Below are 25,920 nucleotides of genomic sequence, written 5' to 3'. Positions count from 1 at the left end.
AGTCGACGATCGCCTGTGCGCGAAGCGGTCGCTCAGCGCAGTCCACCCGCTGCCGGCGCCGGATCCGCGTCACCGGATGACGTGACCGCCGGTTCCTTTTCGACCACGACCGCGCGCGGCACCCGCCGCATCCACGCCGGGGCCCACCAGCACGCCTCGCCGAGCAGTTTCATGCTCGCGGGCACCAGCAGCACGCGCAGCACCGTGGCGTCGATGAGCAGCGCTGTCACCATCCCGAAGGCGATGTACTGCATCATCACCAGCTCCGAGAGCGCGAACGCGCCGGTGACCACCAGCAGGATCAGGGCAGCGGCGGTGATGATCCGCCCGGTATGGGCGACGCCCGCGCGGATCGCATCCGTGGTGGACAGGCCCGCCGCCCGTGCTTCGACGATGCGGGAGAGCAGGAATATCTCGTAGTCGGTGGACAGCCCATAGATCACCGACACGATCACCACCAGCACCAGCGCCATGATCGGCTGCGGTGTGAAACCGAGGAGATCCGCGCCGTGGCCGTCGATGAACACCCAGGTCAGCACCCCGAGGGTGGCGCCGAGACCGAGCAGGTTCAGGGCGGCGGCCTTCACCGGAAGCACCAGCGACCCGAAGGTCAGCGCCATCAGGACGGTGGTGGCGAGGAAGACCAGCGCGATCATGTACGGCATGCGCGCGACCAGCGCGTCGATGCTGTCCTTCTCGATCGCGGGCTGACCGCCTACGAGCAGCGTGGTGCCCGCCGGTAGCGGCATGGAGCGCAGATAGTCGATGGTTTCCCCGGCCTCGCCGGAGGCGCCGAGCACGGTCTGCGTGGCGAACACATTCGGCTGGGCCGGGCGCTGCATCAACGCGGGGAACGGCGCAGCCAGGCCGGGCGCCTGATTGGCGCGGGCCAGGACCGTCTCGCCCGCACCGGTATCGAAGGTGACGACAACCAGGTCGATCGGGTCGATCTGGCGCAGCGGGAACAACTCGTCGAAGTGCTGCTGGGCCAGCCGGGTGGGATGCTCCGGCGGCAGGAACCGCTCGTTGATCGATCCGAAGGCGAGGTTGCGCATCGGCAGGATCACCAGCAGCAACCCGAGACAGACCACGAATCCCACCGCCAGCGGACGCTTCATGACCCGGCCCGCGATGCGGCCCCACACATTGTCGGGCTCCTGGTTCGGGGCGCTGGTGCGGCGGAACCAGGCGACGCCGAACCGATCCACTCGGCGCCCGAGCACCGCCAGCAGGGCGGGCAACACCGTGATCGAGGTGAGCGCTGCCAGTGAGATGGTGATGATGGCACCGTAGGCGAAGGATTTCAGGAATCCCTGCGGGAAGACCAGGATGGCGCCCGCCGCAACGACCACGATGGTGGCCGAGAACAGCACGGTGCGACCCGCGGTCGACACCGAGCGGCGCACGGCGTCGTCCACCTCGCGGCCGTCGGCCAGCTCTTCCCGGAACCGGCTGAGCACGAACAGCCCGTAGTCGATGGCCAGCCCGAGCCCGACCATCGAAACCACCGGGGAGACGAACGAATTCACCTCGGTCACCGTGGTGAGCAGCCGCAGCAGGCCCCAGGCGCCCAGCACGGTGAGCCCGCCGACGATCAGCGGCAGCGCCGCGGCCACCACCCCACCGAACAGGAAGAACAGCAGCACCGCCACCGCGGGGATGGCGAACAGCTCCATTCGCCGCTGATCATCGGCCATGGTGTCGTTCAACGCGCCGGCCACGGCCTGTCCACCCGCGACTTCCATATCGACGCCCGGCAGGGTGAGAGCAGGGGCGACGGCGCGGAAGTTGCGCATCTGCGCGGTGTCATCGGTGCCGCTGATCGCCACCGACGCGAAGGCGTGCCGTCGGTCGTCGGTGCCGAAGATATCGGGCATGGCCACGCCGGTGTCGGTCGGCCAGAAGGCGCCGTTGACGCGCTCGATCTGCTCGGGGAACCGTTGCGGCAGTGCGTTCAGCCACGCCACGATCGGGTCGGCGAACGCCGGGTCATCGATGGCCGTGCCCTCGGGAGCGTGGAACAGCAGCAGCACATCGGCGCTGTGGTCGGTGCCGAACACCTCATCGCGCAATTGCGCCGCGCGCACCGACTCCGAGCCCGGATCATCCCAGCCGCTGGAACTGAGCTGCCCGCCCAGCCCGAGCCCGTACCAGCCGAGGGCCAGCAGTCCGGCCACCATCACCCCGATGACGGTGAAACGCCGCCGCACCACCACATCGGCCCACTGTGTCAATTCGGCGAACAATTGCCGCCTCCCATTTTCATTGCACGGTTCGGCCCGGTCTGCTGCTACGCGGCGCCGACTCCGCCGGGCATCATCGGACAAGGCGGGACGAAATGTACTCACGAATTCACCACCGGTAGCGATGAATAATCGCGGATGCCGGCTGTATGCATGAGGATCGACGCGACGATACAACTTCGCCGCAGCGCTCCGGGCGGAACGGTGCCGATTTCCGTGGCGTCACAAGAGCGAGTCGTAATCGTTTGTGACGCATGTGTATCGGTGCGCCGTGCGTCGTCAAGGGGCGTGCGCTTGCGGCTTTGTCCGGTGTGGAATGCGGTGGTGAAATGCGGATTCACGACTCTCGCCGGTCGTCGGAGCCGGTCGCCTTCCGGTGCGCCGGGTGGCGGACTGGTGTGCGATCACAAGCCGCACCGGTACGCGCCAGTGGAGTTCCCCAACCTCGGTCGAATCGTTTCCATATCGTTTCGTTCGGTCATAGTTTGGGCCCCATCGGTCGACTGCGTAGGGCCGCATGAGACGAGTGTGATCGCCGAGAAAAGGTTGCGGTGATCGCCGCTACCGAGACACCGGAGGAATGTGTGTCTGATATTGCCATCGTGGGTATTGGTTGTCGGTTCGCGGGTGGAATCGACTCACCGGAGACCTTCTGGGATTTCGTGATCGACAAGCGGGACGGCGTCGTCGACATGCCCGCCGACCGCTGGGACTACCGCCGCTACTACGACCCGGAGCCGCGCACACCTGGCCGCTCCTACACAAAGCGCGGCGCCTTCATGACCATCGATCCGTGGGAATTCGACCCCGACTTCTTCGGCATCTCACCGCGTGAGGCGACGGTGCTCGACCCGCAGCAGCGACTGATGCTCGAGGTCACCTGGGAAGCGCTCGACGACGCCGGGTACGCCGGACGCGCAGCCGGCTCGTCGGTCGGCGTGTACGTCGGCGGGTTCGTGGTGGACCAGTCGGTGATCGGCGTGGTCGGTCCCGCGCTGTTCCACACCGATATGCACACCCCGGCCAGCGCGTCCTACACCATGCTGTCGAACCGGATCGCCTACGCGCTCAATCTCGTCGGCCCGGCGATCACCGTCGACACCGCCTGCTCGTCGTCGCTGGTCGCGTTCCATCTGGCCTGCCAGGCACTCGACAACGACGACTGCGAAGTGGCGCTGGCGGGCGGGGTGAACGTGATGTTGCAGCCGGAGACGTTCGTCCTGATGTGCAAGGGCGGCTTCCTCGCCGCCGACGGCCGCTGCAAATCCTTCGACGCCTCCGCCGACGGATACGGTCGCGGCGAGGGTGCGGGCATGGTGGTGCTGAAGAAGCTCGACGCCGCCGAGCGCGACGGCGACCGGATCTATGCCGTGGTCAAGGCCACCGGATCGAATCAGGACGGGCGCACCACCGCGATCACCGTGCCCAATGTCGATTCGCAAGAGGCGCTGGCGCGTTCGGTGTGCGAGCGTTCGGGCCTGGCCCCGGAATCCATCACCTACCTCGAAGCACACGGCACCGGCACGCTGGTCGGCGACCCGGTCGAATTGCGGGCCCTCGGCCAGGTATTCGGTGCGGCGACCGGGCGTGACGGCACTGTCGGCGTCGGCTCGGTGAAGGCGACCATCGGGCACACCGAGGCCGCCGCGGGCGTGGCCAGCGTCATCAAGGCGGCACTGGCCATCAAGCATCGCACGCTGCCGCCGCAGGGCTGGCTGGAGAAACAGAACCCCGACATCCCGTTCGACGAGCTGGGCCTGCACGTGCAGACCGAGGCACAACCGCTGCCCGCCGACGCGCCGCCGATGTCGGTGGCGGTCAACGGCTTCGGCTACGGCGGCACCAACGCCCACGCCATCTTGCAGGAGTACCGGGGCGCTCCCCGGCAGCCTGCCGAGACCAGGACGAGCTGGACCCACCTGGGCATCCTGCCCATCTCCGCGCGCAGCACCGCCGCCGCCCGGACGCTGGCCGGACGTTTCGCCGACCTGCTCAGCGCCGGCGCCGACCCCGAGCACCTCGCCGAAGCGGCGTGGACGCGGATGGCGCAGCACCCGTACCGCACCGGTGTGCTGCTCGGCGACTCCACCGACGAGCTGATCCACGACCTGCGCGCCTACGCCGGCGGCGAAGGCCGCGACGCCTCCAAGACCATCATTTCCCGCGCCGCCGAACCGGTGTTCGTGTTCTCCGGCATGGGCCCGCAGCACTGGAAGATGGGCCGGGAACTGCTCGCCGACGGCGGCGCGTTCGCCGCGGCCGCCGCGGAGGTCGACGCCGAGTTCCGGGCCGTCGCGGGCTGGTCGATCATCGAGGAGCTGCGCAAACCCGAGGACGAGTCGCGGGTCACCCACACCGAGGTGGCGCAGCCGGCCAACTTCCTGGTGCAGGTCGGGCTCGTGCGTGAGCTGGCGCAGTACGGGATCGAGCCCGCCGCGATCGTCGGCCACAGCGTCGGCGAGGTGTCGGCGGCCTACATCAGCGGGATGCTGTCACTGCCGGACGCGGTGCGCGTGGCCTACCACCGGGCCCGGTTGCAGGCGACCACCGCGGGCACCGGCGGTATGCTCGCGGTCGGTCTGAGCCAGGAGCAGGCAGTCGAACTCATCGGCGGCGATCCGCGCATCGATATCGCAGCCATCAACAGCCCCACCGCACTCACCCTCTCCGGTGACGTGCAGAGGTTGGACGAGCTGGCCGAAAAGCTCACCGAGGAGGGTGTTTTCGCCCGGCGCCTGCGCGTCGAAGTGCCCTATCACAGCAAGCTGATGGAGCCGATCGAAGCCGAACTGCGTGAGGTGCTCGCCGGGCTGGACCCGCGTGCGCCCAGGGTGCCGCTGTACTCGACGGTCACCGGCGCACAGGTCACCGAGGGCGACTGGAACGCCGAGTACTGGTGGTCGAATGTGCGTCAGCCGGTGCGCTTCTACGACGCCATCAGCGCGCTGACCGCCGCGGGCAGCCGCGTGTTCCTCGAGGTCGGCCCGCATCCGGTGCTGTCGGGCAATATTCGCGAGGCGATGCTCAGCGCCGACGTCAACGGCACCACCGTGGCGACCCTCGACCGCGAGCAGCCCGATGCGGTGAGCCTGCGCCGCACCCTGATCGGCCTGCACGCCGCCGGTGTGCTCGACCGCGACCAGCTGTTCCCGCCCGATCGCCCGGCCACTCCGCATCTGCCGCTGCCGCGCTACCCGTGGCAGCGCACCCGGCTGCATTCGGCGCTGCCACTGTTCGAACAGGCCCGCCTCGGCACCCCCGATTCCTATGCGATGCTGGGCGATCCGGACGTCGAGGGCCGCCCCGAATGGTTGTTGCAGGTGGGGACCGAAGTGCTGCCGTGGCTGTCGGATCACGTGGTCAACGGCATCAAGATCATGCCAGGTGCGGCCTACCTGGACGCGGCGCTCAGTGCCACCGCGTCCAGGATCGGCGCGAAACAGGTCGCCTTGGAAGGGGTGCGGTTCATCGCGCCGCTGATCATGGGCGCACCGGACGTGCCGCTGGTCGCGTTGAGCGTGGAGGAGGCCAGTGGCCGCTTCCTGATCCGGTCGCGCAGCGCCACCGGAACCGCATGGACGGTGCACGCCTCCGGGCGGACGTTGACCGGCAGCCATGAGCAGACCGTGGTCCGGGTGCCGTCCATCGAGGTCGGCGTGGATGTGGATCCGGCGATGTTCTACTCCGGTCTGGCCGCGGCGGGCCTGCAGTACGGTCCGTCGTTCCAGCGGGTGACGTCGGTGCGGGTCGGCCGCGACGCGGTGGTGGCCACCGTCGACGGCTCGATCGCCGCCGATTCCGGGCACCTCGCCCACCCCGCCGTCGTCGACGCCGCCATGCAGTGCGCCGCCCTGTTGTTCGCCGATGAACGCATCAACGAGGGCGTGATGGTGCCCGTCGGTGTGGCAGCCGTTCGCCTGCTGGCCGATCTGCCGGACGAGATCACCGTCGTCGTCCGGCGGGACCCGTCGGCCCGACTGCGCGCCGACGTGGATCTGCTCGACTCCGATCACCTGCTGGTCGCCAGGCTGACGGGCCTGCAGATCGGTGCGCTCAAACCCGGTGACAGCCCGATGCACCGGATGGCCGATTTCTACTACAGCGACACCATGGAACAGCGGGACCCGATCGACCCGGCCGCGCTGGCCGAGGCCGGAACGGTGTCCACCGTCATCGTGCAACTCGGTGCGGGCAGCCGTGCGGGCGAACTCGCGGCCGCGCTGCCCGGTTCACGGCTCTACGTCGCCGATCCGGCCGCGGATTCGCTCGACGCCGACCTGGTCGCGAACCTGGCGGCCGCCAGGGCCGACGGCACCGATCGACTGCATGTCTGCCTCGTCGCAGGCACGGTCGACGACGATATGACCGCCCTGTGGACGTTGAAGCGTCTCGCGGTCGCGGTGGACGAATTCGCCAACCCACCCGTCGAGGGCGCCGACACCCCGCAATCGGTCTTCGGTGACGGCGTCGTCCACTGCACCCTGGTCACCGAGGGCGCGTTCACCCTGCCCGACAGCCAGGTTCCGCCGAATCCGCATCAGGCCGCGCTGGCCGGTGCCCGGCGCGTGCTGCTCAACGAGCAGACCCCGCTGCGGTGGCGGCTCGTCGACATCGAGCCGGGCACCGCGATCGCCGACCTGGTCGCCGAACTGGCCGTGCCGGGCGCTTTCTCGCACGACAACTGTGACGAGGTGCTGTTGCGCGATGGCACACGCTGGGCGCCGGTGGTCACCAAGCCGCTGCCCGACCGGCTCGAGGAACTCGATGCGACGACACCGCTGACCGATCCGGAGGCGAACTTCGCACTCGACATCCCACGCAACCGGCTGCTGTCGGCGCTGGCCTGGCGAGAATGCCCGCGCACGGCACCGGGCGCCGGTCAGATCGAGGTCCGTATGCAGGTCATCGGCTTGAACTACAAGGACCCGCTCAAGATCATCGGGCTGCTCGGTGAACGCGAGCTGGCGCCGACCTACTTCGGCACCGTGCCGGGTATGGAAGGCGTCGGGACCGTGGTGCGCGTCGGCGACGGCGTCGATGACGTCGCGGTCGGTGACCTGGTGGCGGTGGCCTCCAAGGGCATGATGCGCCGGTACGCCGTGGTGGACCGGCAGCTCGCGGTCGTGCTGCCCGCCGACACCGATCCCGCCCACTGCACCAGCACCATCGCCTTCGGCACCGCCGAATACGCGCTGCTGGATCTGGCGAGGCTGGAGCCGGGGGAGACGGTGCTGATCCACGGCGCGGCCGGCGGCGTCGGCACCGCCGCCATCCAGGTGGCGAAGGCACGCGGAGCCCGCATCATCGGCACCGCGAGCACCGACGAACGCCGTGCCCATGTGCTCGCCCTCGGCGCCGATTACGCGGTGAATTCGCGCTCGCTCAACTTCGTCGACGATGTGCTGGCCCTGACCAATGGCGTGGGTGCCGATGTGATCGTCAGCAGTGCGCCGGGGGAGATCCTGCGGCAGAACTTCAATGCCGCCGCGGAGTTCGGCCGGATCGTCGAGGTCGGTAAGGCCGACATCTATACCGGCGGACTGCTGGAGCTGGCCAACTTCGACAAGAACCTCGCCTACTACTCGATGGACCTGGACCGGCTGGTGGCGGTGCAGCCGCAGCGGCTGGCCCGGCTGCTCGAGCGGGTGTTCGAGAAGGTCACCGACGGCACCTACACTCCGCTGCCGTACCAGCTGTACGAAACCGAAGAGGTGAGCAAGGCGTTCGAAGAGACGTTGCGCTCGTCGCGGCCGGCCCGGATCGCCCTGCGGATGGATTCACCCGAACCGCCGGTGCGGCCCCACCTGCCCGAGGTCGAGATCAGCGACACCGCGAGCTACCTCGTCACCGGCGGTTTCGGTGGGTTCGGCCTGGCGATCGGCCGCTGGCTGGCGCTGCGCGGTGCGCGCAGACTGGTGCTGCTCGGCCGGCGCGGCCCGGCCACCGAGGAGGCGCGTCAGCAGCTCGACGCGTGGCGCACCGTCGGCATCGAGGTGATCGAGGAACTCGCCGACGTCACCGATGCCGATGCGATCGCCGCGGTGATCGCCCGCAACCACAGCGCCGAGCATCCGTTGCGCGGGGTGTTCCACGCCGCGGGCGCGGTGGCCGACAACCGCATCTCGAAGATGGAATACGAACAGCTGGACCGGGTGTACCGGCCGAAGGTGCACGGTGCGCAGGTGGTGCACCGGGCCGTCGCCGACGCCGGGATCACCCTCGACATGTTCGTGCTCTGCTCCTCGGGCGGCTCGATGTACGGCATCTACGGCCAGTACAACTACTGCGCGGCCAACGTCGCGGTGGAATCGCTGGCCGAGAAGTGGTCGCGGGCCGGTGAGCGGGCGCTGTGCATCGGCTGGGGCCACCTCTCCGGCGCCACCGGCGGCATGGCCTCCGACGAAACCGCCGAAAAATACCTCGACCTGGTCGGTTTCGGCCCGATCGACATGGCCGACGCCACCGCCTACATGGAGCAGACCCTGCGGCTCGGAGTGTCGCGTGCGGCGATCATCCCGACCGACTGGGCCAAACTGACCGGCACCTTCCCCCAGTTGACCCGCACCGGGCGCACCATCGCGCTGGCCAAGGCTTCCGCCAAGGACACCTCGGAACTGGCGCGGCTGCGCGAGGAACTGGCCGCCATGGAGGAGACCAAACGGGGCACCTACATCGCCCGCAAGATGGCCGAGGAACTGGCCGTGGTCATGGGCGTGCCGGTGGAGTCGATCGACATGACGGTCCCGGTGCCGGAGCTCGGTCTCGACTCGCTGATGGCGGTCGAATTGGGCGCTCGCGTCACCAAGACGCTCGGGATCGATCTGATGTCGTTGCAGATGGGTCGCTCGTTCAGCTTGGAACAGGCCGGTCCGAAGGTCGCGGAGCTGATCCTCGCCCACGACGCCGGGCAGACGCAGCCGGTGCCGGAAGCGCCGGTGGTGGTCGCCGCCGCCGCGAACGGCCACAGCGACGCGGGTGCCGCGCACCCGAACGGGAACGGTTCCGCGGCGAGCGACCTCGTCGACGAATCGTCCATGGCCGTGGCCCGATAGGGAACGAGGACACCGACATGGTCGATTTCGGTCTCATCGATGAGTGGGAGCCGGCCCCCGGCCGTCTCATCACCTGGGTCGCCTCGCCGCGCTCGCTCGAACGTGCGCAACAGGCGCCGGAACATCCGGCGCCGCCGTCACTGCAACAGGAACAGTATCTGCGGCTGGCCGACCGGCACGCGCACGCCGAATTCCGGTTCTCCGGGCTGTGCCTGGTCACCGCGGAAATCCCGATCGGCGATCTGGACCGGGACACGATGACCCGGGTGATCCATCAGTTCCTGTTGCGGCACGACACCTTCCGCACCTGGTTCGCCATCGAACCGGGTGGGGTGGTGCGGCGGCATCTGGTACCCGAGGACGCGGTCGAGTTCGTACCCATCGATTACGGCATGATCGACGACTCGGAATCGATTCGCACCCACGTGGAGAAGACCACACCGGGTCCGTTCCAATGGGATTGCTTCACCTTCGGTGCGATCGAACACGGCGAATCGACCACGGTGTACCTCGCCGTCGACCACCTGCACACCGACGGGTTGGGGCAGTACCTGTCCGCGTCCGATTTCGCACAGCTGTACGCGGCGCAGATGTGGGGCGAGGCGGAGCCGTTACCGCCGGCGGCGAGCTACCTGGACTACTGCCTGGCCGAGCGCGCGCACAGCGACCGGTTGACGTTGTCGTCGCCGGGAGTGCGCAAATGGCTGGAGCTGTTGCGGGGCAACGATAATCGGCTGCCGTCGTTTCCGCTGGATCTCGGCAAGCGGTCCGACGGATACAACCGCAGCGCGCACCGCAGCATTCTGCTGTTGGACGAGGACGACGCCGCCAGGTTCGAGCAGGTGTGCCGCGCGCACGACGCCGAATTCGTCGGCGGCGCGTTCGCGGCCGCCGCGCTGGCCGAACGAGAACTCACCGATTCCGATTACTACTTCGGCATGACGCCGATCAGTACCAGGACATCGGCGGCCGAAGGTAATTCGGTGGGCTGGTACGTGACCCTCGTGCCCGTCGCGTTCCCACTCGGGCCGAGCACCCCCCACACCCGGGCGCTGACCATCGCCCAGCGCGCCTACGAGAACGGGCTCCGGCTGGCGCCCACGTCCTTTCACCGCGTGCTGGAACTGCTGCCCGCCGATTCCGAGATCAAGGCCGAACCGGGCTGGGTCACCCCGATGATCTCGTTCATCGACGCACGGGATTTCACCGGGCACGAGTTCTTCGACGAGATCACCGCGGGCGTGTACGCCAACCGCGCTGCCTCCGAGGAAGTGCTCATCTGGATCAACCGGCTGCCGACGGGGACGTGGTTGAGCGTCATCTATCCAGGCACCGAGGTCGCGCACGCTTCGGTGGAACGCTACGTCGCCGCCATGAAATCGGTGTTCGTGGCCATCGCCGCGACCGCGGAACCCCGCTGACCCAGGAGGATATGTGCCCACCGTGTTCCGGGATCCGTGGATTCCCGACGGCGAGAAATCGGTGTATTCGGTCCGGCCCGCCGATCAGCCACAGGGCTTCGAGATGACCAACCTCATCGTGCGGGAGCCCGGCGGGTACCTCTCGACGGTCGAGGCCCGCCTCGGCGGGGCGGGGCGCGGTGGCAGCGATCTGTCCATGACGATCGAGCAGCGGTTCAAACGCGCGGGCGAGCGGTTGCGGGCCGAGCACTACCGAGCCGAAACCCGGTCCGGCAGCACGGTGGTCTCGCGGGAAGAAGCGAACTTCCTGCACACCACGCATCTGCAATTCGGTGCGGGACCGGCGCCGTTTCCGCTGAACATCATGCCGATCGCGGGCGGGTTGACGCTGCTGCGCGGTCTCGAATTCGCCGAGGGGCATATCGAGCAGATCGACGTCTGGCTGGCCTTCTCCGTGCATTGGCCGTTGCTCGCCAAGATCGAAAAGCGCATGACCGTCGAGGTGCCCGCGGGCAGCGTGCCGTGCTGGCAGGTACGGCTGCGGCCCGGGTTCGCGCAGGTGAACATGCTGCTGGACAAGGTGATCGGCGGCATCCTGCCGCCGTTCATCGCCCATTTCGAGGAAGCGGCGCCGCATCGGCTGGTGCGGATGAGCTTCCCCACCCAGCTGGCGCTGTCGGGGCAGCGCGCGATCATGGAGCTCACTGCGTGACGATGGTGCCGGATCTGGCGACGCTGCGGGAGAAGGTCAGCGGCGAACTGCCGGCCTGGCTGGCCTTCGCCGGCTGCCTGATCGCGGTGTTCATGCAGATGATCGACGTGACGATCGTCAACACCGCGCTGCCCGAGCTGACCGCCGATCTGGGCGCCTCCCGGTCGGCACAGCTGCTGGTGATCTCGGGGTATTCGCTGGCCTTCGCCTGCACGCTGCTCACCGCCGCCCGGATCGGCGCCATGGTGGGCAGGCGGGTGATGTTCCTGGCCTCGGTGGTCGCCTTCACCGCCGCATCGCTGTGGTGTGGGCTGGCGACCGGTGCGACGGAGTTGGTGCTCGCCCGCGTCATCCAGGGCGCGGCGGGCGCGGGGATGGCGGCACAGACCATTGCGATTCTGACCGCGAGCTTTCCACGCGAACGTCATCCACTGGTCTTCGCGCTCTATGGCGGCGTCGCTGGTTTCGCCGGAATGCTCGGCCCGATCGTCGGTGGTGCGCTGATCACCCTCGATATCGGTGGCTGGGGGTGGCGGTCGGTGTTCCTGATCAACCTGCCGATCGGCGTTCTCGCCTTCGTGCTGGCCTGGCGGTACCTGCGGATGGGCCGGCCGGAGGGCCGCGACCGGCTCGATCTCGGCGGTGTGGTGCTGTCGACGGCCGGCTTGTTCGCGCTGATCTTCGCCCTCGCCCAGATCCAGGAGCACGGCTGGAACCCGGAGCTGATCGCGGTGGGTGCGGCCGGGCTCGCCCTCGCAGCGGTATTCCTCGCCCATCAACGCAGGCAGGCGGTGCGCGGCGCGAGCAGGCTGGTTCGCCTCGAGCTCTTCGACGACCAGGGCTTCCGCATCGGCTCGATCCTGGTGTGCGCCTTCTTCGGCCTGTTCACCGCCTTCGTCTTCGCCGCCTCCATCACCATGCAGGATGTGCTCGGCTATTCGCCGTGGCGCACCGGCCTGGTGATGACCCTGTTCGCCCTCGGCGCGGGCGCCGGTGCGATCGGCTCGCTGATCCTGGTGCAGCGCTGGGGAATCCGCGTTCTCGCCGCAGGCATCGCCCTGTTCGGCGGCTGCATGACCGCGGGCGCGATCTACCTCCACCTCAGCGGGGGCGAGATCAACGCGCTGCTCTGGGCCGGGCCGGTGTTCGCCTCGGGGTTCGGCGTCGGCGTTTTCGGCGTGCAACTCCAACCGATCATGCTGTCCGGCTTGGACGCCGACCGGATGGCGGAAGCTTCCGGTGTGCTGCCCACCATCGAACAGATCGGCAACGCCGTCGGTCTCGCGGTGCTGACCACACTGTTCTTCGGTTCGCACACCGTCGCCGGCACCATCACGATGATGGCGGCTATCGCGGTGGTGGCCATGGGTATCGGATTGCTGACACTCGCCATGCCGGAGCCCGGGGACCGCAGGGAGACCGAGTGAGTGCCGGTCCCCGAGTGTCGTAACCCGCTCAGGCGTCGACCGGGCTGTTCTCGCGGCTGTCAACCCCGAAATTCGCACCCTGGATGTCGCACCAAAGGAGGATGCTCGGCCGAGGGAGGTCGCGGATCATCAGGTGATGCGGTGGGCGAGAGTTGTTCTTGCGGTGATGTTCACGGTGACCGTCGCGGGATGCGCGGCCACCGGAGAGCGCGTCGATCAGGCGTCGGCGATGGTGGCCCGCTTGGCCGCGGAGGCCGACGCCGTGCCCACGCCGGAGCTGAGGTGGGATGCGTGTGCGGAGCCGGGGCTCGACGGCCATCAGTGCGCTCGGGTGCGGGTGCCGGTGGACTACGCGCGGCCGCAGGGGCGAACGGTGTCGTTGGCGCTGGTCCGGCAGCCCGCCGCCGATCCGGAGCAGCGCATCGGGACGGTTTTCGCGGCGGTCGGTGGGCCGGGCGGCTCGGGATACGACTGGGCCCGCGACACCGAGATTCTGTCGGGTGAGATCGCGCGACGCTTCGATGTCGTGACCTTCGATCAGCGGGGCATCGGGCGCAGCGGACAGGTGCGATGTTTCGCCGACGATGCCGCGCAACAACAGTTCTGGGATGGCCTGCGCATTCCACCGGTGAACGGTGAGCAGGACAGGGCGGCTGCGGCGGCGGCTCGGCAACTGGCCGCCGGGTGCGCCGAGCACAGCGGTGCGATGCTTCCGTACCTGACCACCGTCGACGCGGCGCGCGATCTGGAACTGTTGCGTCGCGCGGTCGGCGAGCCGCAGATGACCTACGTCGGTTACTCCTACGCCAGCTACCTGGGCCAGGTGTACGGCGCGCTGTTCCCCGACCGGGTGCGCGCCTTGCAGCTCGGTTCCATGATCGACCCCCAGCGGTATACCAACGACAGCGTCACCGCCCTCGGTGACGCTGCCACCGGCACCGAGGAAGTGCTCACCGAATTCCTGCGATTGTGCGAGACCGCCGCGCCCGGCGCCTGCGCGTTCGCCGGCGGGAATCTCCGTCAGCGGCACACTACGCTGCTCGCATCGCTCGAACGGGCTCCGATCGTGATCGGGTCGGGCGCCGAGGCGCTGCCGTTCAGCTACCACGATCTGATGCTGGTGCACGCGGCTCTGCTCTACGATCCCGATCAGGGCTGGTCCGCACTGGCCCGGCTACTGTCCGAGCTCGAACGGGCAGCGCTCGGCGATCCGGCCGCTGCCCGCGCGATTCTGGCGTCGGCGCCGTTCGACTACGACTTCCTCGAGTCCTACGTCGCGATCAGTTGTGCCGACAACTCACTGCCGCGCGATCCGGACCGCTGGCCGGAACTCGGGCGCGAACTCGACCGCACCGCACCCACTTTCGGCGGCTACTGGCTGTATCCGCTCCAGGCTTGCGCTGCCTGGCCCGCACCCGAGTCGGGCTACCCGCAGCGTTATCTCGGACCGTGGACGTTGCGCACCAGAACGCCCGCGCTGCTGATCAACAACCGTTTCGATCCTGCCACCCCGCTGCCTGCTGCCCAACGCGCACAGCACGCACTCGGCAACGCACACCTGATGGTGATTCCCGGGTATGGGCACGACCCGACCAGCCCGTGCGTGCGCGCTGCCCAGGAGCGGTATCTGATCGAGCTGGAACTTCCCGCTGCTGGATGCCCGGCCGCTCATCGGCCGTTCACCGCTTGAGCGGCAGTCGGCGCACCGAGTGCGACGGCCCGCGGCGTCCACCTCCTACCGCGGGCCGACACGAGCAACCGCGTCGTCGGAAATCTCTCGATTACGGCGTCGAGAACCCGATGAGCGCGCCGATGCCCGCGCCGATCGGCACGGTGACCAAGGCGCCGACTCCGCCGAGGAAGAAGCCGAGGACCGCGCCGATTCCGGCGCCGATGAGTGCGCCGACGCCCGCGTTGTGCTGCTTGCGAGCGAGGGTGGCGGCATCGTCGTCGACGAAGGAGGCGAGGCGGTCGGTGGTGGTGGCCGGGGCGCCGACGGGGGTGAGGGTGAGGGTGCGGCCCGCGTCGCTGATCTGCGGCGCGAGGCCGAACTTGTGGCCGTCGGCGACGAAGGCCATCGGAAGGGTGGCGACCACTCGGCCGGTGCCATCGGCGAGGGTGACGGCCTTTCCGTCCGCGGTGAGCGCGAAGCCGCCCTGGGCGACGGTGGCCGACACGCCGGTGCCGTCGGCGGTGGGTGCTGCGGTGTAGCCGATGCCCTGTTCGGTGCCGTGTACCGCGATGGCGTCGGGGGCCGGTGCTGCCGGGTGGGCGTGCACGACACCCGCGGAAGCGCCCAGTACCCCGATGGTCAGGAAGGCGGTGGCGGTGAAACGCTTGAATCTCATCTGAATCCCCACTTAGTCCGATGCGGCACGACGGCCGACACGTCCCCTCTGCGCCGAAGGCTTCGTTCATTGTGATCGATAAGGTATTGCGCTGCAAGGGTATTCGCTCATAGATAGCTGGCGGCCGAATACTCGGAGCGGATCGGGCGCACTGCGCAGCGGTGTCTTGGCACCACGGCCACCTCGCTCGACGCCGAGGACCGGGACTATCGTGGAATATCCTGCGCCCGCCACCACGTTCTACTGGTCGACCAGAGGCGCGGACGGCGCTATCCGGAAGCAGTGAAGGAGACGGTGTGAGCAATCCACGGAAGGCGATTTTGGCCGGCGGATGCTTCTGGGGGATGCAGGACCTGATTCGCAAGCAGCCGGGGGTGCTGTCGACGCGGGTCGGCTACACCGGCGGCAGCAACGACCACCCGACCTACCGCAATCACCCGGGCCACGCCGAGGCGGTGGAGATCGTCTACGACCCGGATCGGACCGACTACCGCGCCCTGCTGGAATTCTTCTTCCAGATCCACGACCCGACGACCAAGAACCGCCAGGGCAACGACATCGGCACCAGCTACCGGTCGGAGATCTTCTACCTCGACGAGGACCAGCGGCGCACCGCGCTGGACACCATCGCCGACGTCGAGGACTCGGGCCTCTGGCCGGGCAAGGTGGTCACCGAGGTGTCCCCGGCTCGCGAGTTCTGGGAGGCCGAGCCGGAGCACCAGGACTACCTCGAGCGCTTCCCCGACGGCTACACCTGCCACTTCCCCCGTCCGGGCTGGAAGCTGCCCAAGCGCAGCACGGCGAGGCAGTAACTCTCGGTTGTATCGCGGTGGCAGGCCGTCGGCGTTGCCATCGCTTGCCGTTCCGCCGGGCACGCGCATTCCGCATTGCTGTCCCGTGGCTGGTCGGCCGGGGACCGAGGTGCCCGCTGCGATGGGGGGGAGTAGGCGTCGGTGCGGCAAGTCCACGGCAAGGAGCCGCTACCAGACGCCGGGCTTCGGTGCCCGAATTTCGTTGCGTGAACCTGGGTCGCAGTGGCGTCGAGAGGTTCGCTGCCGAACGTCCGTGCCGAGCGTGATGCCAACGGCCGATCGGGTCGAAGCCGGGCAATCCGCGGCGAAATACCCTGTCGCCTAGCATAATAGGCCGTGCTCACGCGGAGATGACGGCTGGGACTGGGGGGCGATGCTGACCCGTAGGACGGTGTTGCATGCGGCGCTGGTGGCGCCGCTGGCGGCGTGTGGCGACGGTGTGCTTGGGACGCCGGGGGCGGTGCGGATCGCGGTGGCGTGGAGCGGGTCGGAGCTGGCGGCGTTCCGGCGGGTGCTGGAGGCGCTGGGCTTGTCGGGCTCGGTGGATGTGATTCCGCTCGGTGATGAGATCGGTACGGCGTTGACCGGTGGGCGTTCGGCGCCGGAGTTGGTGATGTTGCCGCTGGCCGGGCGCGTGCGTGAGCTGGCGGCCCGGGGTGCGCTACGGGATGTGCCCGAGTCCCTGTGGGCGGATGAGGCGCTGGAGCCGCGTTACCCCGCGGTGTGGCGGGGGCTGCTCTACCACGACGGACGCCCCTACGGTGTGCCGTTCAAGGCCGCGGACAAATCGCTGGTCTGGTACGACCGGGAATCGGCGCGCGACTACGAGCTCGGCGATCCGGCCCGGTGGACCCTGGAGGACTGGCTCACCCGCATCGAGTTCCTCGCCGGCAAGGACATGCATTTGCTCGCGTTATCGGCGGGAGACGGCTGGGCATTGACCGACCTGTTCGAAAACCTGCTGTACGCCGAATCTCCGGACACCTACATCGCGCTCGCGGACGCAGGCCCGGACGCGGTCTGGGAACGCGACGCGGTGCGCGCGGCTCTGCACCGGCTCGGCACCTGGTCGGTGCACGAATCGGCCTATCCCGGCGGCATCGGCACGGCACTCACCATGCAGTTCTCCGATGCGGTGCGGGAGGTGTTCGAACGGCGCCGGGCGGTGATGGTGGTGGCGCCGGATTTCGCCGAGCCGGTGGTGCGCAAGGCCGTCGCGGCCTCGGGTCGCAATCCGTACGACGTCGTCGGTGTCACGGGTTTTCCCGCGGTCGAGGCCGACGGTCCCGCGCCACTGATCTTCGGCGGCGACGCGCTCGTGCTGAACCGGGCCGCCGATGAGCGGGCCGAGCGGGTGCTCGTCGCGCTGGCCGCGCCCGCGGCGCCGTTGCAGTGGATCAACTCGTTTCACGGGTTCCTCGCCCCGAATCTGGCCACCGATGCCGCCTATTCGCCGTTCCTGCGGATGTCGGCCCAGCGGCTGCGCGGCGAGGTGGTCTTCGAACTGCCCGACCGATTCGGCCCGGCCGGCGGCCGCCATGAATTGTGGCGGGTACTGACCGAGTACCTGATCGCCGTCGACGCGGACCGCGCCCACGTCGTCCGCGCGGTCAACCAGGCCGTCCTCGCTCTCACCGGGCGGTGAGATGAACACCATCCCCGGTTTCTCCAGCAACGGTGTGCGGCTCGAGCTCGCGACGCGGCGGATGCGTGGCGCGCTGATCGGCGGCAGGCATCCCTGGCGTGGGTGGGAACGAGCCCAGCTCGTGCCCGCGGTGCTGCTGCAGGTGCTGTTGGTGGTCGCCTCGGCGTGGACGGTGGCGACCGCCGGGCCGCGAGTGGGTGTGCCGCTGGCTGTGCTCGCCTGCGGGGTCGCCGCGGTGTTCGTGCTGCGGAAGGCGGTGCGTCCGCAGCCGCGGGCACTCATGTGGACCGTGTATGCCGTAGTGCTCGCGCCGGGTCCGTTGCTGTTCTGCCGCATCGCGAATGCCGACGAGCTCGGGGTGTATGCGCGCACGCTGCTGTTCGTGGCGGCCGGGCTGGTGTTGATGGCGCTGGCGCTGGCCGCGGCGTGGTTCGGGCGCGGAGTGCGCTGGGTGTGGCTGCCGCTGGTGGTGCCGTTCGGCATCGCCGCGTTCGTCTCGGGTCTGGCATTCCGGGTGATGTTCGACCAGGCGGTGCCCGTCGGCGACGTCGGCACCTTCCGCACGGGGTACCGATGGATGCCGTTGTTCGCCTTCTGGTGGACCTGGTTCGGTTTTCTCGCAGGCATCTTCTCGGCGGCGCTGCGCGCGATCGAAGCGGACTCGGTGCGCTGGGGTTACCTCACCGGTCCCACCACCGCGTTCCGGCCCGCGGTGCTGATGTGGCGGCTGCTGAGGCTGATGCAACCGGTGCTGCTGGTCACCGGGATCGCCGTGGTGGTCGCCGCGGCGCGGGTTTTCGACGTGATTCTCATCGGCGTTCCGGCCTCCTATCAGTACCAGCGCGACAGCGCGACCGTGCGCTGGTGGCGGTTGGTGACGGGGGAGAGCACCGCCGCCGAGGCGGCGATGTATTCGGTGCCGTTGGCGGTCCTGGTCGGCATGTGCGCGTTCGCGCTGTGGAAGGCGGGCGGCGCCAGGGAAATTCGCCTGCCATTGCGCCCGAACCCGCATGAGCCGTACGGCGTGCCACGCACGGCGTGGCCGACCACGGTGTTCGCGGTGCTGGTTGCCGCGGTGTTCGCGACGCCGCTGCTCATGCTGCTGTGGGTGTCGACGCGTCGTCCGGGTGGCCACGGCTGGCCCGCGCTCGGCCGGGTCTGGGAGGCCGGTCTGCCGTCGACGCTCGGCCTGACAACCCTGGTCGCGACCGTTGCCACCGTGCTTGCGGTTTCGGCGGCGCTGCCGGTGGCGCGCTGGCTGTCGACCACCGCGCCGGGCAGCTGGCGGTTCCGGATCGCCATCACCGGGCTGGTGGTGCTGGCCGTGCTGCCCGCCCAGATGTATCTGGGGCCGATCGACCAGGTGAGTGGGGCGCTCGGGTTCTCGGGGACGCAGTATCCGTTGATGCTGGTCCACGCCGCGGCCGGTATCCCGGTCACCGTGCTGATCCTGCGCGGTGCGTTACGGGCCGCCGCCGAGAATCCGCGCACGGCCGCGATCCACGGGCTGGCTCGCCCCGGGGCGGTGGCGCGGCGTTTGTGGGCCGGGGTCGGCGGCGCGGTAGTCGCCGCCGCGGTGCTGGAATTCGTTCAGGTGTGGAACGACTTCTTCGTCAGCCTGATGATCAGCGGGGCCGGGGTGAGCCCGTGGTCGCTGCTGCTGTGGGGCGAGGCCCGCCACTTCGAGGAGAATCTGCCGCAACTGGCGGCCGGATCACTGGTTTTCGCGATCGTGCCGGTCACGCTGTTGCTGGCCACCTGGCGGCGATTCCTGGTGCCGGCGCTCACCGGAGGAGTGCTGCGGTGACCGATCAGACGCCGCGGCCGCGATCCCCGGTAGTGCGTGCGGTGCCGTCCACCGGGATCCGCCTGCGGTTCGGCGGCGGCGCGCTGGCCGGCGCTATCCTGCTCGGACTGGTCATCAATATCGTGTCCAGTCTGTTCCTCGAACGCGGTGTGGGACTGCTGATCTCGGTGGCGCTGCTGGTGATCGGCGTGACCGTCGTCGTGGTGCTGGTGATTCGCTGGTTGTCGGCCGAACAGCGCAGACTGCGCGAAAGCCCGTACACCGCACGAGAACTCGAACTACTGGCGCAATTCGACGATGCCGAGACCCCGGTCGGCGTGCATACGTGTGCACCTCGCCCGCTGACGGTTCACCATGGCTCGGGCGTCGAGGCGAGGGTGCTCGGCGCGCTGCCGGTGCACGAATACACCGCCGCTGCCCTGCTCGATGTGCTGACCGCGATCCTGGACGCACCCACGCGCATTCCCGACGCGGGCGAGCCCGCCTACACCGGCGCGCCGCTGCTGCTAGCCGAACTCGAGCGCCAGGGATGCGTCGAGAACGCCGGAGTGCAGCAGTATCGCGTCGTCGCGGTGCCGCCGCCCGATGCGATGGCCGAGGTACGGGCGCAGGTGCAGTGGCAGGCCGCGATCACCGCACTGGCTCGCCACCACGCCGACCAGGCCGAACGATGGGCGATCGGCCTCGGCACGCTGCGCTTCGCCGCCGCAGCGCGCCGCTGGTTCGAGGTGGAAGAACCATTCCTGCGGCGGTTGGTGCTCGGCTGCGCGGAGCTCGGCGTGCGGCTGCCCCGCAGCGCGACGCCCGGACTGATCCGGATCACCGACGCCCTCGACGTATGGCACGCGCGCACCGGCGGCTACGACGTGCCGCTGGCCGAGGCGGTGGCCCGGCTGCCCGGACTCGACACCTTCGGCGCGCACGCCGCCCAGGTGCGGCTGCGCGCGGGCCGGGCCGAACGGACACCCCGCAACGGCCAGGGCGGCCGCTACGCCGATCTGGCCGCGCGCCGCGAACACGCAACGGCCCTCGCCGACCTCCCCGACCCGGCGGCGGGCCCGGAGCACCTCGAACAGGCCCGCAAGCGCCTCGAACGGGTCTGGTGGATGCTGCCGCGCGAAGACATCCCCGGCGAGGTATGCGCACTCGTCAACCTCGGGGTGGTCCTGTTGTGTCAGGGCAGGCTCGACGACGCGCAGGATCGTCTCGAACTGGCGGAGGCCCTGACCAGTCAAGGCCGCGACCCGGGCGGCCGCGCGCACATGCACGAAATCCTCGGGCATGTGTGGTGGGCGCGCGGCGAGGGGATCCGCGCGCTGCGGTGCTGGCGGCTCTCGCTCACCGCCAACCGCGCGCTGTGCGACGACCGTGCCGTCGCCCGCTGCCTCCAGCATCTTGCCGCGGCGGTGATCGTGGACCCGCGCTGCGCCGACGACGTCCTCGGACCCGACTCGGCCCGCCTGCCTCGCGCGGCCGTGAAGGAGGCGACCGGCTGGCTCGCCCACGCGCTTCGGCTCGATCCTCGCGCCTCGACCGCCGGTCACTACCGCGACCTGGCGATCAGGCAGTACGGCATCGTGCCGCTGACCAGCATCGGCCACTGGCCACTGGCACTAGAGGAGAGTGTGCCGGGGGAGTGATCAGTCCGGCGGCTCCTGCGCACCGTCGGTCTCGGCGATCTCCGGAGCCACCTCGCGGGTCGCCATGCCGCCGTCGCGGCCCTGATCGGTGGGACCGGGGCGTCCGCCCTCGGGCTCGTCGGCGTCGTCGGTGTCGTTCTGTCGGGGCATGGGAATCCTCCTCGGTGTTTTCTTGGCAGTACCCACTCCCACCGAGTTCGATCACGCACGAGCCACGAGCTTCGTGGCGAGCACAGTGACTGCGCTACCCCGGTGCGGGCAGCCGCGTCAGGCGGCCTGGTGGATTGCCTGCGCGGAGTCGCCGACGACGGCGGTTTCGGCTCCGGTGAGTGTGCGGATGAAGGCGATCTGCGCGGCACGTCCGCGCGCGGCCGAGCGTGCGAATTGGCCGGGGACGACGCGTGCCCACGCTGTGCGAGCGAGGTTGATCGGCGCGCGCAGCATCGGGTACCACGGCAACGTGTAGGCGGGGAGGCCGAGTTTCTTCATCGCGTCGGGGCCCAGCAGCATGGTGGCGATCGACAGGTGCTGCGAGCGGGCGATGCGCCGGCGCGGTCCGGCGAGGTGGTCGTAATGCCAGCCCAGCGGTTCGTCGCGCATCGGCAGCGCCAGCTGGGGCGAGGTCTCGTCGGGGTTCGTGATGGCCGTCATCGTGTGGTACAGGATGCGGACGCTGTCGCGGAAATCCTTGGGCAGGAAGCGTTCTTCCACGCCCATCACCCAGCCGACGTAGCGGGTGAAGTGCGCGACGGCGTCGGCGTCACGCGGGGTCACCAGCCCGCCCATGCCGATGGCGCCGATCATCGGAGCGATGAGCGCGCCGATGATCGTGGCGGCCATATCGGTCTGGTTGATCGGCAGACCCCATTCCTCGCCGCGCCAATCCGGTTGTGCCGCGATATGGCGGCGGACCATCGAATGGATCATCCGCACGTGCATCGTCGACCGGTAGCCGAGGCCGAGCGGCCGCATGCCGTCGGTCGAGGTGACGTCCATCGCCCACTGCGTCGTCTCGGCGAACCGCTTGGCCGGCCCCTTCTCCAAAGCCCCCGTGCGCAACAGGGTTTTGTTGAAACCCGAGGCGAGGTAGCCGCCGAGGAAGGACATGTCGCGCGCGACGTAGAGCCCGTCGCGGCCGCCGAGGCCGAAGACGAGTTCGGCGTGCCGGATCTTTCGCCAGTCGACCCAATCGGGGACGGCTTCGACGTACTCGAAGAACTCCCGCAGCGGCGCGGGAGCCTCCGGCACGGCGGCGATGCCCTCCCGCAGCGCGCGCTCGAACAGTGGGCGGGTGTTCGCCATCCCCTCGCGGTACATCCAGTCCACCAGCTCGTCCATCGGCTGGTCACCGATGGTCAGCGCCGCACCCAGTTCATCGAACTGAGCGGGTGTCGGCTTGCGCAGCCCGAGGAGGCGGGCGAACGGGGCCAGCCCAAGTCCGGGGACGGTCTGCGGCGCGTCCGGGTGCCGGCCGGGGATCGTCGAAGCCATGGTCACTCTCCTTTGAGTAGGCGCGCACGGCGGGAACCCCCAGGGATCGGCTGGAGCCCGCGTTGGCAGCTTCTGGCAAGAGTCTCTACCAGAATGAAAGTTTTGGCAAGAGTCCCTACCAAAGCCTGGTTCGAGTCAGCAGCGTCTGGCCCGGTTCGCAGCATCGGGGCCGGGCGGCACTTCACCCGCAGCGGGTGAGCCGTCCACCGCCGTCGGCTCCTAACGTCGCTATCGCGTGCAGTGAGCGGCCGTTGCGCCTGCTCGCCAGGTGGGTGTTCCGGCAGTCGAAAGGGGTGCCCGATGAACGGCATCGTGGTCGCGGTCGTCGGCGTACTGCTGTGCTTCTACGGGATCCGTTCGGTCCATCTGGGGATCCTGGCGATCGGGTTCGGGCTCGGCTGGATGATCGCCGACCTGTTCGACGCCTCGTTCTGGTGGTTGCTGCTGGTCGCGCTGATCGGCGCGATCTCGTCGTGGGTGGTGACCTCGCTGATCTTCCGGTTCGCGGCCTACTTCATCGGTGGGCTCACCGGCGCCATGATCGGCACCAAGCTCGCGATGGTGCTGCAACCCGGCGACAAGAACTGGGCGCTGAGCATGATCGTCGCGCTCGCGGTCTGCGTGGCAGGCGCGTTCCTCGCGCAGAAGTTCCGCGCCCGCGCCCTGCTGTGGCTGACCTCGATCGGTGGCGCCAGCATGATCCTCAGCGGCGTCGCCCGCATGAGCGACTCGCTCGAATTCCTGCGCAGCCCCGAACCCGGCTGGCAGCAGATCACCTCCACGCTGGCCTGGATCGGGCTGTCGGTGCTCGGCTGGATCACCCAGCGTCACCTGTTCGCCGAAAAGCTCGGCATCGAGCATCTCGCCGGCGACGACGACGCCAAGGCCGACATGCGCCGACGCAACGGAGGCTGGCCCGCCGGCTGACGGCCGTACCTCGGTGCGCGCCATCAGCGGATCTCACAATGCGGTATCCGGCTCCGGTGATGCCACCGGGCCTGACTAGCATTTATGCGGCGAACCTTTCGATCAAGCCCCGAGGATCTGCGTTGACGACTGAACAACTCGACCGCTGGAACAGCCAGGAAGCAGCCGCAGAGGCGATGATCCCCATCATCGGTACGTTGTATCGAGACAAGGGCGTGACGATCCTGCTGCACAGTCGATCGCTGGTGAACAAGTCGGTGATCAGCATCCTGCGCACGCATCGGTTCGCCCGTCAGATCGAAGGCGAGGAGCTGTCGGTCGGCGAAACGCTGCCCGTCCTCCAGACCCTCACCGAGCTGGATCTGGGGCCGTGCAAGATCGACCTCGGCCAGTTGATCATGGCCTACCGCGCCGACGATCGCGGCCTGTCGATCCGCGAGTTCACCGCCGCCATCCTGGCCGACGTGACCAACGGCAAGGTGCAATCGAACGGTCCGAGGGACGTCGTGCTCTACGGCTTCGGCCGCATCGGCCGGCTGGTGGCCCGGCTGCTCATCGAGAAGGCGGGCTCCGGGAACGGCCTGAATCTGCGCGCGGTGGTGGTGCGCCGCGGCGGAGCCGACGACCTGGTCAAGCGTGCGTCGCTGCTGCGAAGGGATTCGGTGCACGGCCAGTTCAACGGCACCATCAAGGTCGACGCCGACAACGACACCATCATCGCCAACGGCAACGTCATCAAGTTCATCTACAGCAATGACCCGGCGTCGGTCGATTACACCGAGTACGGCATCAACGACGCGATCCTGATCGATAACACCGGCAAGTGGCGCGACCGCGAGGGCCTGTCGAAGCACCTGCGCCCCGGCATCGCGAAGGTCGTGCTGACCGCGCCCGGTAAGGGTGACGTCCCGAATATCGTGCACGGCGTCAACCACCGCAGCCTGGACCTGTCGCAGCAGATCTTCTCCTGCGCCTCGTGCACCACCAACGCGATCGTGCCGCCGTTGAAGGCGATGGACGACGAATTCGGCATCCTGCGCGGCCACGTGGAGACGGTGCATTCGTTCACCAACGACCAGAACCTGCTGGACAATTACCACAACGCCGACCGCCGCGGCCGCTCCGCGCCGTTCAACCTGGTGCTCACCGAGACCGGCGCCGCCTCCGCCGTCGCGAAGGCCATGCCCGACTTCAAGGCCAAGATCACCGGCAACTCGATCCGCGTCCCCACCCCGGACGTCTCGATGGCGATCCTGAACCTGCACCTCGAGCGCGAGACCACCAAGGCCGAGGTGAACGAGTACATGCGCCGGGTATCCCTGTCCGGCCCGCTGAGCCGCAACCTCGACTACACCGCCGCCACCGACGTCGTCTCCAGCGACTTCATCGGCTCCCGCGCGGCCTCCATCATCGACGCCAACGCCACCATCGTCGAAGGCGACACCGCGATTCTGTACGTCTGGTACGACAACGAATTCGGCTACTCCTGCCAGGTGGTGCGCACGGTGCAGTACATCTCGGGCATCGAATACCCGACCTACCCGCAGCTCGAAGTAGCACAGGAGGTCGCCGCCGTCGCGGGCTGAGCGCCCGCTTCGGTCCGCTCGAAATCCGGGCCGAGTTCCGGGGATGCCGGCTTCCACGGCTCCCCGGAACCGGCCGTTCGCGGCCTCGTCATAGTGACGCCGAGAGCTCATTGCTTGCCCCACGGACCGGGCAGCGCTCCCGCCAGGACCAGCACGGCCAATGGAAGGCCTACTGCGATGACATATCCCACCGCGATCACAGTTGCGGCTCGGCCGACACGGCGACTATCGACCATCGGGGATACCGCTGCGTGCGGGTGATGAGTTCGGCTGCCTCGGTCACCACCCACCACGGAGTGCGGGCCTGGAGCGTGCCTAGATGGGAGACCACTACCACGTCGGCGAGGTGCTCGATGGCGCGCTGCACCGACTGCCTTGTCGAAATCCGAGAATGGGACGTTATGCCGATCACCAATCAGCAGGTGGCCACCCGCTATTTTCTTCGTCTCCTCGACGAGGACGATTACTATCCCAGCCGACTGGTGGAGCGAGGTAAAGCGATCCTGCTCGGGCTGTGCGAGCGCATCGAAGTCGAGCAGCCCGCCGACCTCTCGGCGCTGTACGTCCTCACCCACGCTGCTACGGAGGATTTCAATGCGCTCGAGCTCGAATTCGACTCGGCGGGAAGCGGATTAGATACTGTGGCACGTGAAGAAATAGGCGAGGACTTCTGGTTCATCGCCCGCGCCTATGGTTTCCACGAGGCGGACCTGTCGGAGCTGATCGCCGCCCGCGAGTGGTGAACCGAGTGGCTGGTTATCGCGGGGCGCGAAGGTGTCCACCGTGTGCGCCGGGACGGAAGCCGGCGG

General features: G+C 68.6%; 17 protein-coding genes. 12 read left to right on the top strand and 5 right to left on the bottom strand.

The features are described from left to right. Window positions 1–32 precede the first annotated feature (32 nt). Window positions 33–2,246 carry an MMPL family transporter gene (locus GV790_RS08690; RefSeq protein WP_163812352.1) on the bottom strand — a complete coding sequence of 738 codons (2,214 nt, stop codon included), beginning with the start codon at window positions 2,244–2,246 and terminating at the stop codon, window positions 33–35. A 581-nt stretch (window positions 2,247–2,827) separates the two neighbouring features. Here GV790_RS08690 and GV790_RS08685 point away from each other — a divergent pair. The 5 genes from GV790_RS08685 to GV790_RS08665 all read left to right on the top strand — a co-directional run bounded on the left by GV790_RS08685 (window position 2,828) and on the right by GV790_RS08665 (window position 14,545). After that, window positions 2,828–9,295: a type I polyketide synthase gene (locus GV790_RS08685; protein WP_163812350.1), complete on the top strand. Its 6,468-nt coding sequence runs from the start codon at window positions 2,828–2,830 to the stop codon at window positions 9,293–9,295. A 17-nt stretch (window positions 9,296–9,312) separates the two neighbouring features. Beyond that, a complete protein-coding gene (locus GV790_RS08680; protein WP_163812348.1) occupies window positions 9,313–10,716 on the top strand; it encodes a condensation domain-containing protein in 1,404 nt (467 codons plus the stop codon). Between the two features lie 13 nt (window positions 10,717–10,729). Further along, window positions 10,730–11,428, top strand: a complete 699-nt coding sequence (locus tag GV790_RS08675) for a hypothetical protein (RefSeq protein ID WP_163812345.1) — start codon at window positions 10,730–10,732, stop codon at window positions 11,426–11,428. A 2-nt stretch (window positions 11,429–11,430) separates the two neighbouring features. Further along, window positions 11,431–12,855, top strand: a complete 1,425-nt coding sequence (locus GV790_RS08670; protein ID WP_175585835.1) for an MFS transporter — start codon at window positions 11,431–11,433, stop codon at window positions 12,853–12,855. Between the two features lie 166 nt (window positions 12,856–13,021). Beyond that, on the top strand, window positions 13,022–14,545 hold the full coding sequence (locus tag GV790_RS08665; RefSeq protein WP_256673126.1) for an alpha/beta hydrolase: 1,524 nt from the start codon (window positions 13,022–13,024) through the stop codon (window positions 14,543–14,545). Window positions 14,546–14,636: 91 nt separating this feature from the next. Here GV790_RS08665 and GV790_RS08660 read toward each other — a convergent pair whose 3' ends face one another. Next, entirely contained in the window at window positions 14,637–15,203 is a 567-nt protein-coding gene (locus tag GV790_RS08660; RefSeq protein ID WP_163812341.1) for a hypothetical protein, read from the bottom strand. Between the two features lie 296 nt (window positions 15,204–15,499). Between GV790_RS08660 and msrA the strand changes: the two genes are divergently transcribed. The 4 genes from msrA (at window position 15,500) to GV790_RS08640 (ending at window position 21,107) form a co-directional block, all read left to right on the top strand. Continuing rightward, on the top strand, window positions 15,500–16,015 hold the full coding sequence (gene msrA, locus GV790_RS08655; RefSeq protein WP_163812339.1) for a peptide-methionine (S)-S-oxide reductase MsrA: 516 nt from the start codon (window positions 15,500–15,502) through the stop codon (window positions 16,013–16,015). A gap of 373 nt (window positions 16,016–16,388) precedes the next feature. Further along, the gene (locus GV790_RS08650) at window positions 16,389–17,660 is read left to right on the top strand and encodes an ABC transporter substrate-binding protein (protein WP_163812337.1); all 1,272 of its coding nucleotides are present in this window, start codon (window positions 16,389–16,391) and stop codon (window positions 17,658–17,660) included. Between the two features lies 1 nt (window position 17,661). Continuing rightward, window positions 17,662–19,467 (top strand): hypothetical protein, encoded by a 1,806-nt coding sequence (locus tag GV790_RS08645; protein WP_163812335.1) that lies wholly within the window; start codon window positions 17,662–17,664, stop codon window positions 19,465–19,467. After that, a complete protein-coding gene (locus tag GV790_RS08640) occupies window positions 19,464–21,107 on the top strand; it encodes a hypothetical protein (RefSeq protein WP_163812333.1) in 1,644 nt (547 codons plus the stop codon). The genes GV790_RS08645 and GV790_RS08640 overlap by 4 nt, the downstream gene beginning before the upstream one ends. Here the strand turns inward: GV790_RS08640 and GV790_RS30525 are convergent, their stop codons facing one another. Both GV790_RS30525 and GV790_RS08635 read right to left on the bottom strand, forming a co-directional pair. Then, window positions 21,108–21,257: a hypothetical protein gene (locus GV790_RS30525; RefSeq protein WP_175585831.1), complete on the bottom strand. Its 150-nt coding sequence runs from the start codon at window positions 21,255–21,257 to the stop codon at window positions 21,108–21,110. A 117-nt stretch (window positions 21,258–21,374) separates the two neighbouring features. Next, window positions 21,375–22,598, bottom strand: a complete 1,224-nt coding sequence (locus GV790_RS08635) for an oxygenase MpaB family protein (protein WP_163812331.1) — start codon at window positions 22,596–22,598, stop codon at window positions 21,375–21,377. A 300-nt stretch (window positions 22,599–22,898) separates the two neighbouring features. On the opposite strand from GV790_RS08635, the gene GV790_RS08630 reads away from it, so the two are divergent. Together GV790_RS08630 and GV790_RS08625 are read left to right on the top strand one after the other, a co-directional pair. Then, on the top strand, window positions 22,899–23,525 hold the full coding sequence (locus GV790_RS08630) for a TMEM198/TM7SF3 family protein (RefSeq protein WP_163812329.1): 627 nt from the start codon (window positions 22,899–22,901) through the stop codon (window positions 23,523–23,525). Window positions 23,526–23,647: 122 nt separating this feature from the next. Next, the gene (locus tag GV790_RS08625; protein ID WP_163812326.1) at window positions 23,648–25,111 is read left to right on the top strand and encodes a glyceraldehyde-3-phosphate dehydrogenase; all 1,464 of its coding nucleotides are present in this window, start codon (window positions 23,648–23,650) and stop codon (window positions 25,109–25,111) included. A 196-nt stretch (window positions 25,112–25,307) separates the two neighbouring features. On the opposite strand, the gene GV790_RS08620 is transcribed toward GV790_RS08625, so the two are convergent. Further along, window positions 25,308–25,478, bottom strand: coding sequence for a hypothetical protein (locus tag GV790_RS08620; RefSeq protein ID WP_163812324.1), 171 nt, complete (start codon window positions 25,476–25,478; stop codon window positions 25,308–25,310). Window positions 25,479–25,512: 34 nt separating this feature from the next. Between GV790_RS08620 and GV790_RS08615 the strand changes: the two genes are divergently transcribed. Continuing rightward, the gene (locus tag GV790_RS08615) at window positions 25,513–25,854 is read left to right on the top strand and encodes a DUF5713 family protein (protein WP_163812322.1); all 342 of its coding nucleotides are present in this window, start codon (window positions 25,513–25,515) and stop codon (window positions 25,852–25,854) included. The last annotated feature ends 66 nt before the right edge of the window (window positions 25,855–25,920 follow it).

The organism is Nocardia cyriacigeorgica (assembly GCF_010858045.1).
Classification (GTDB): Bacteria; Actinomycetota; Actinomycetes; order Mycobacteriales; family Mycobacteriaceae; genus Nocardia; species Nocardia cyriacigeorgica_E.
This window is presented reverse-complemented; position numbering and strand designations above follow the sequence as displayed.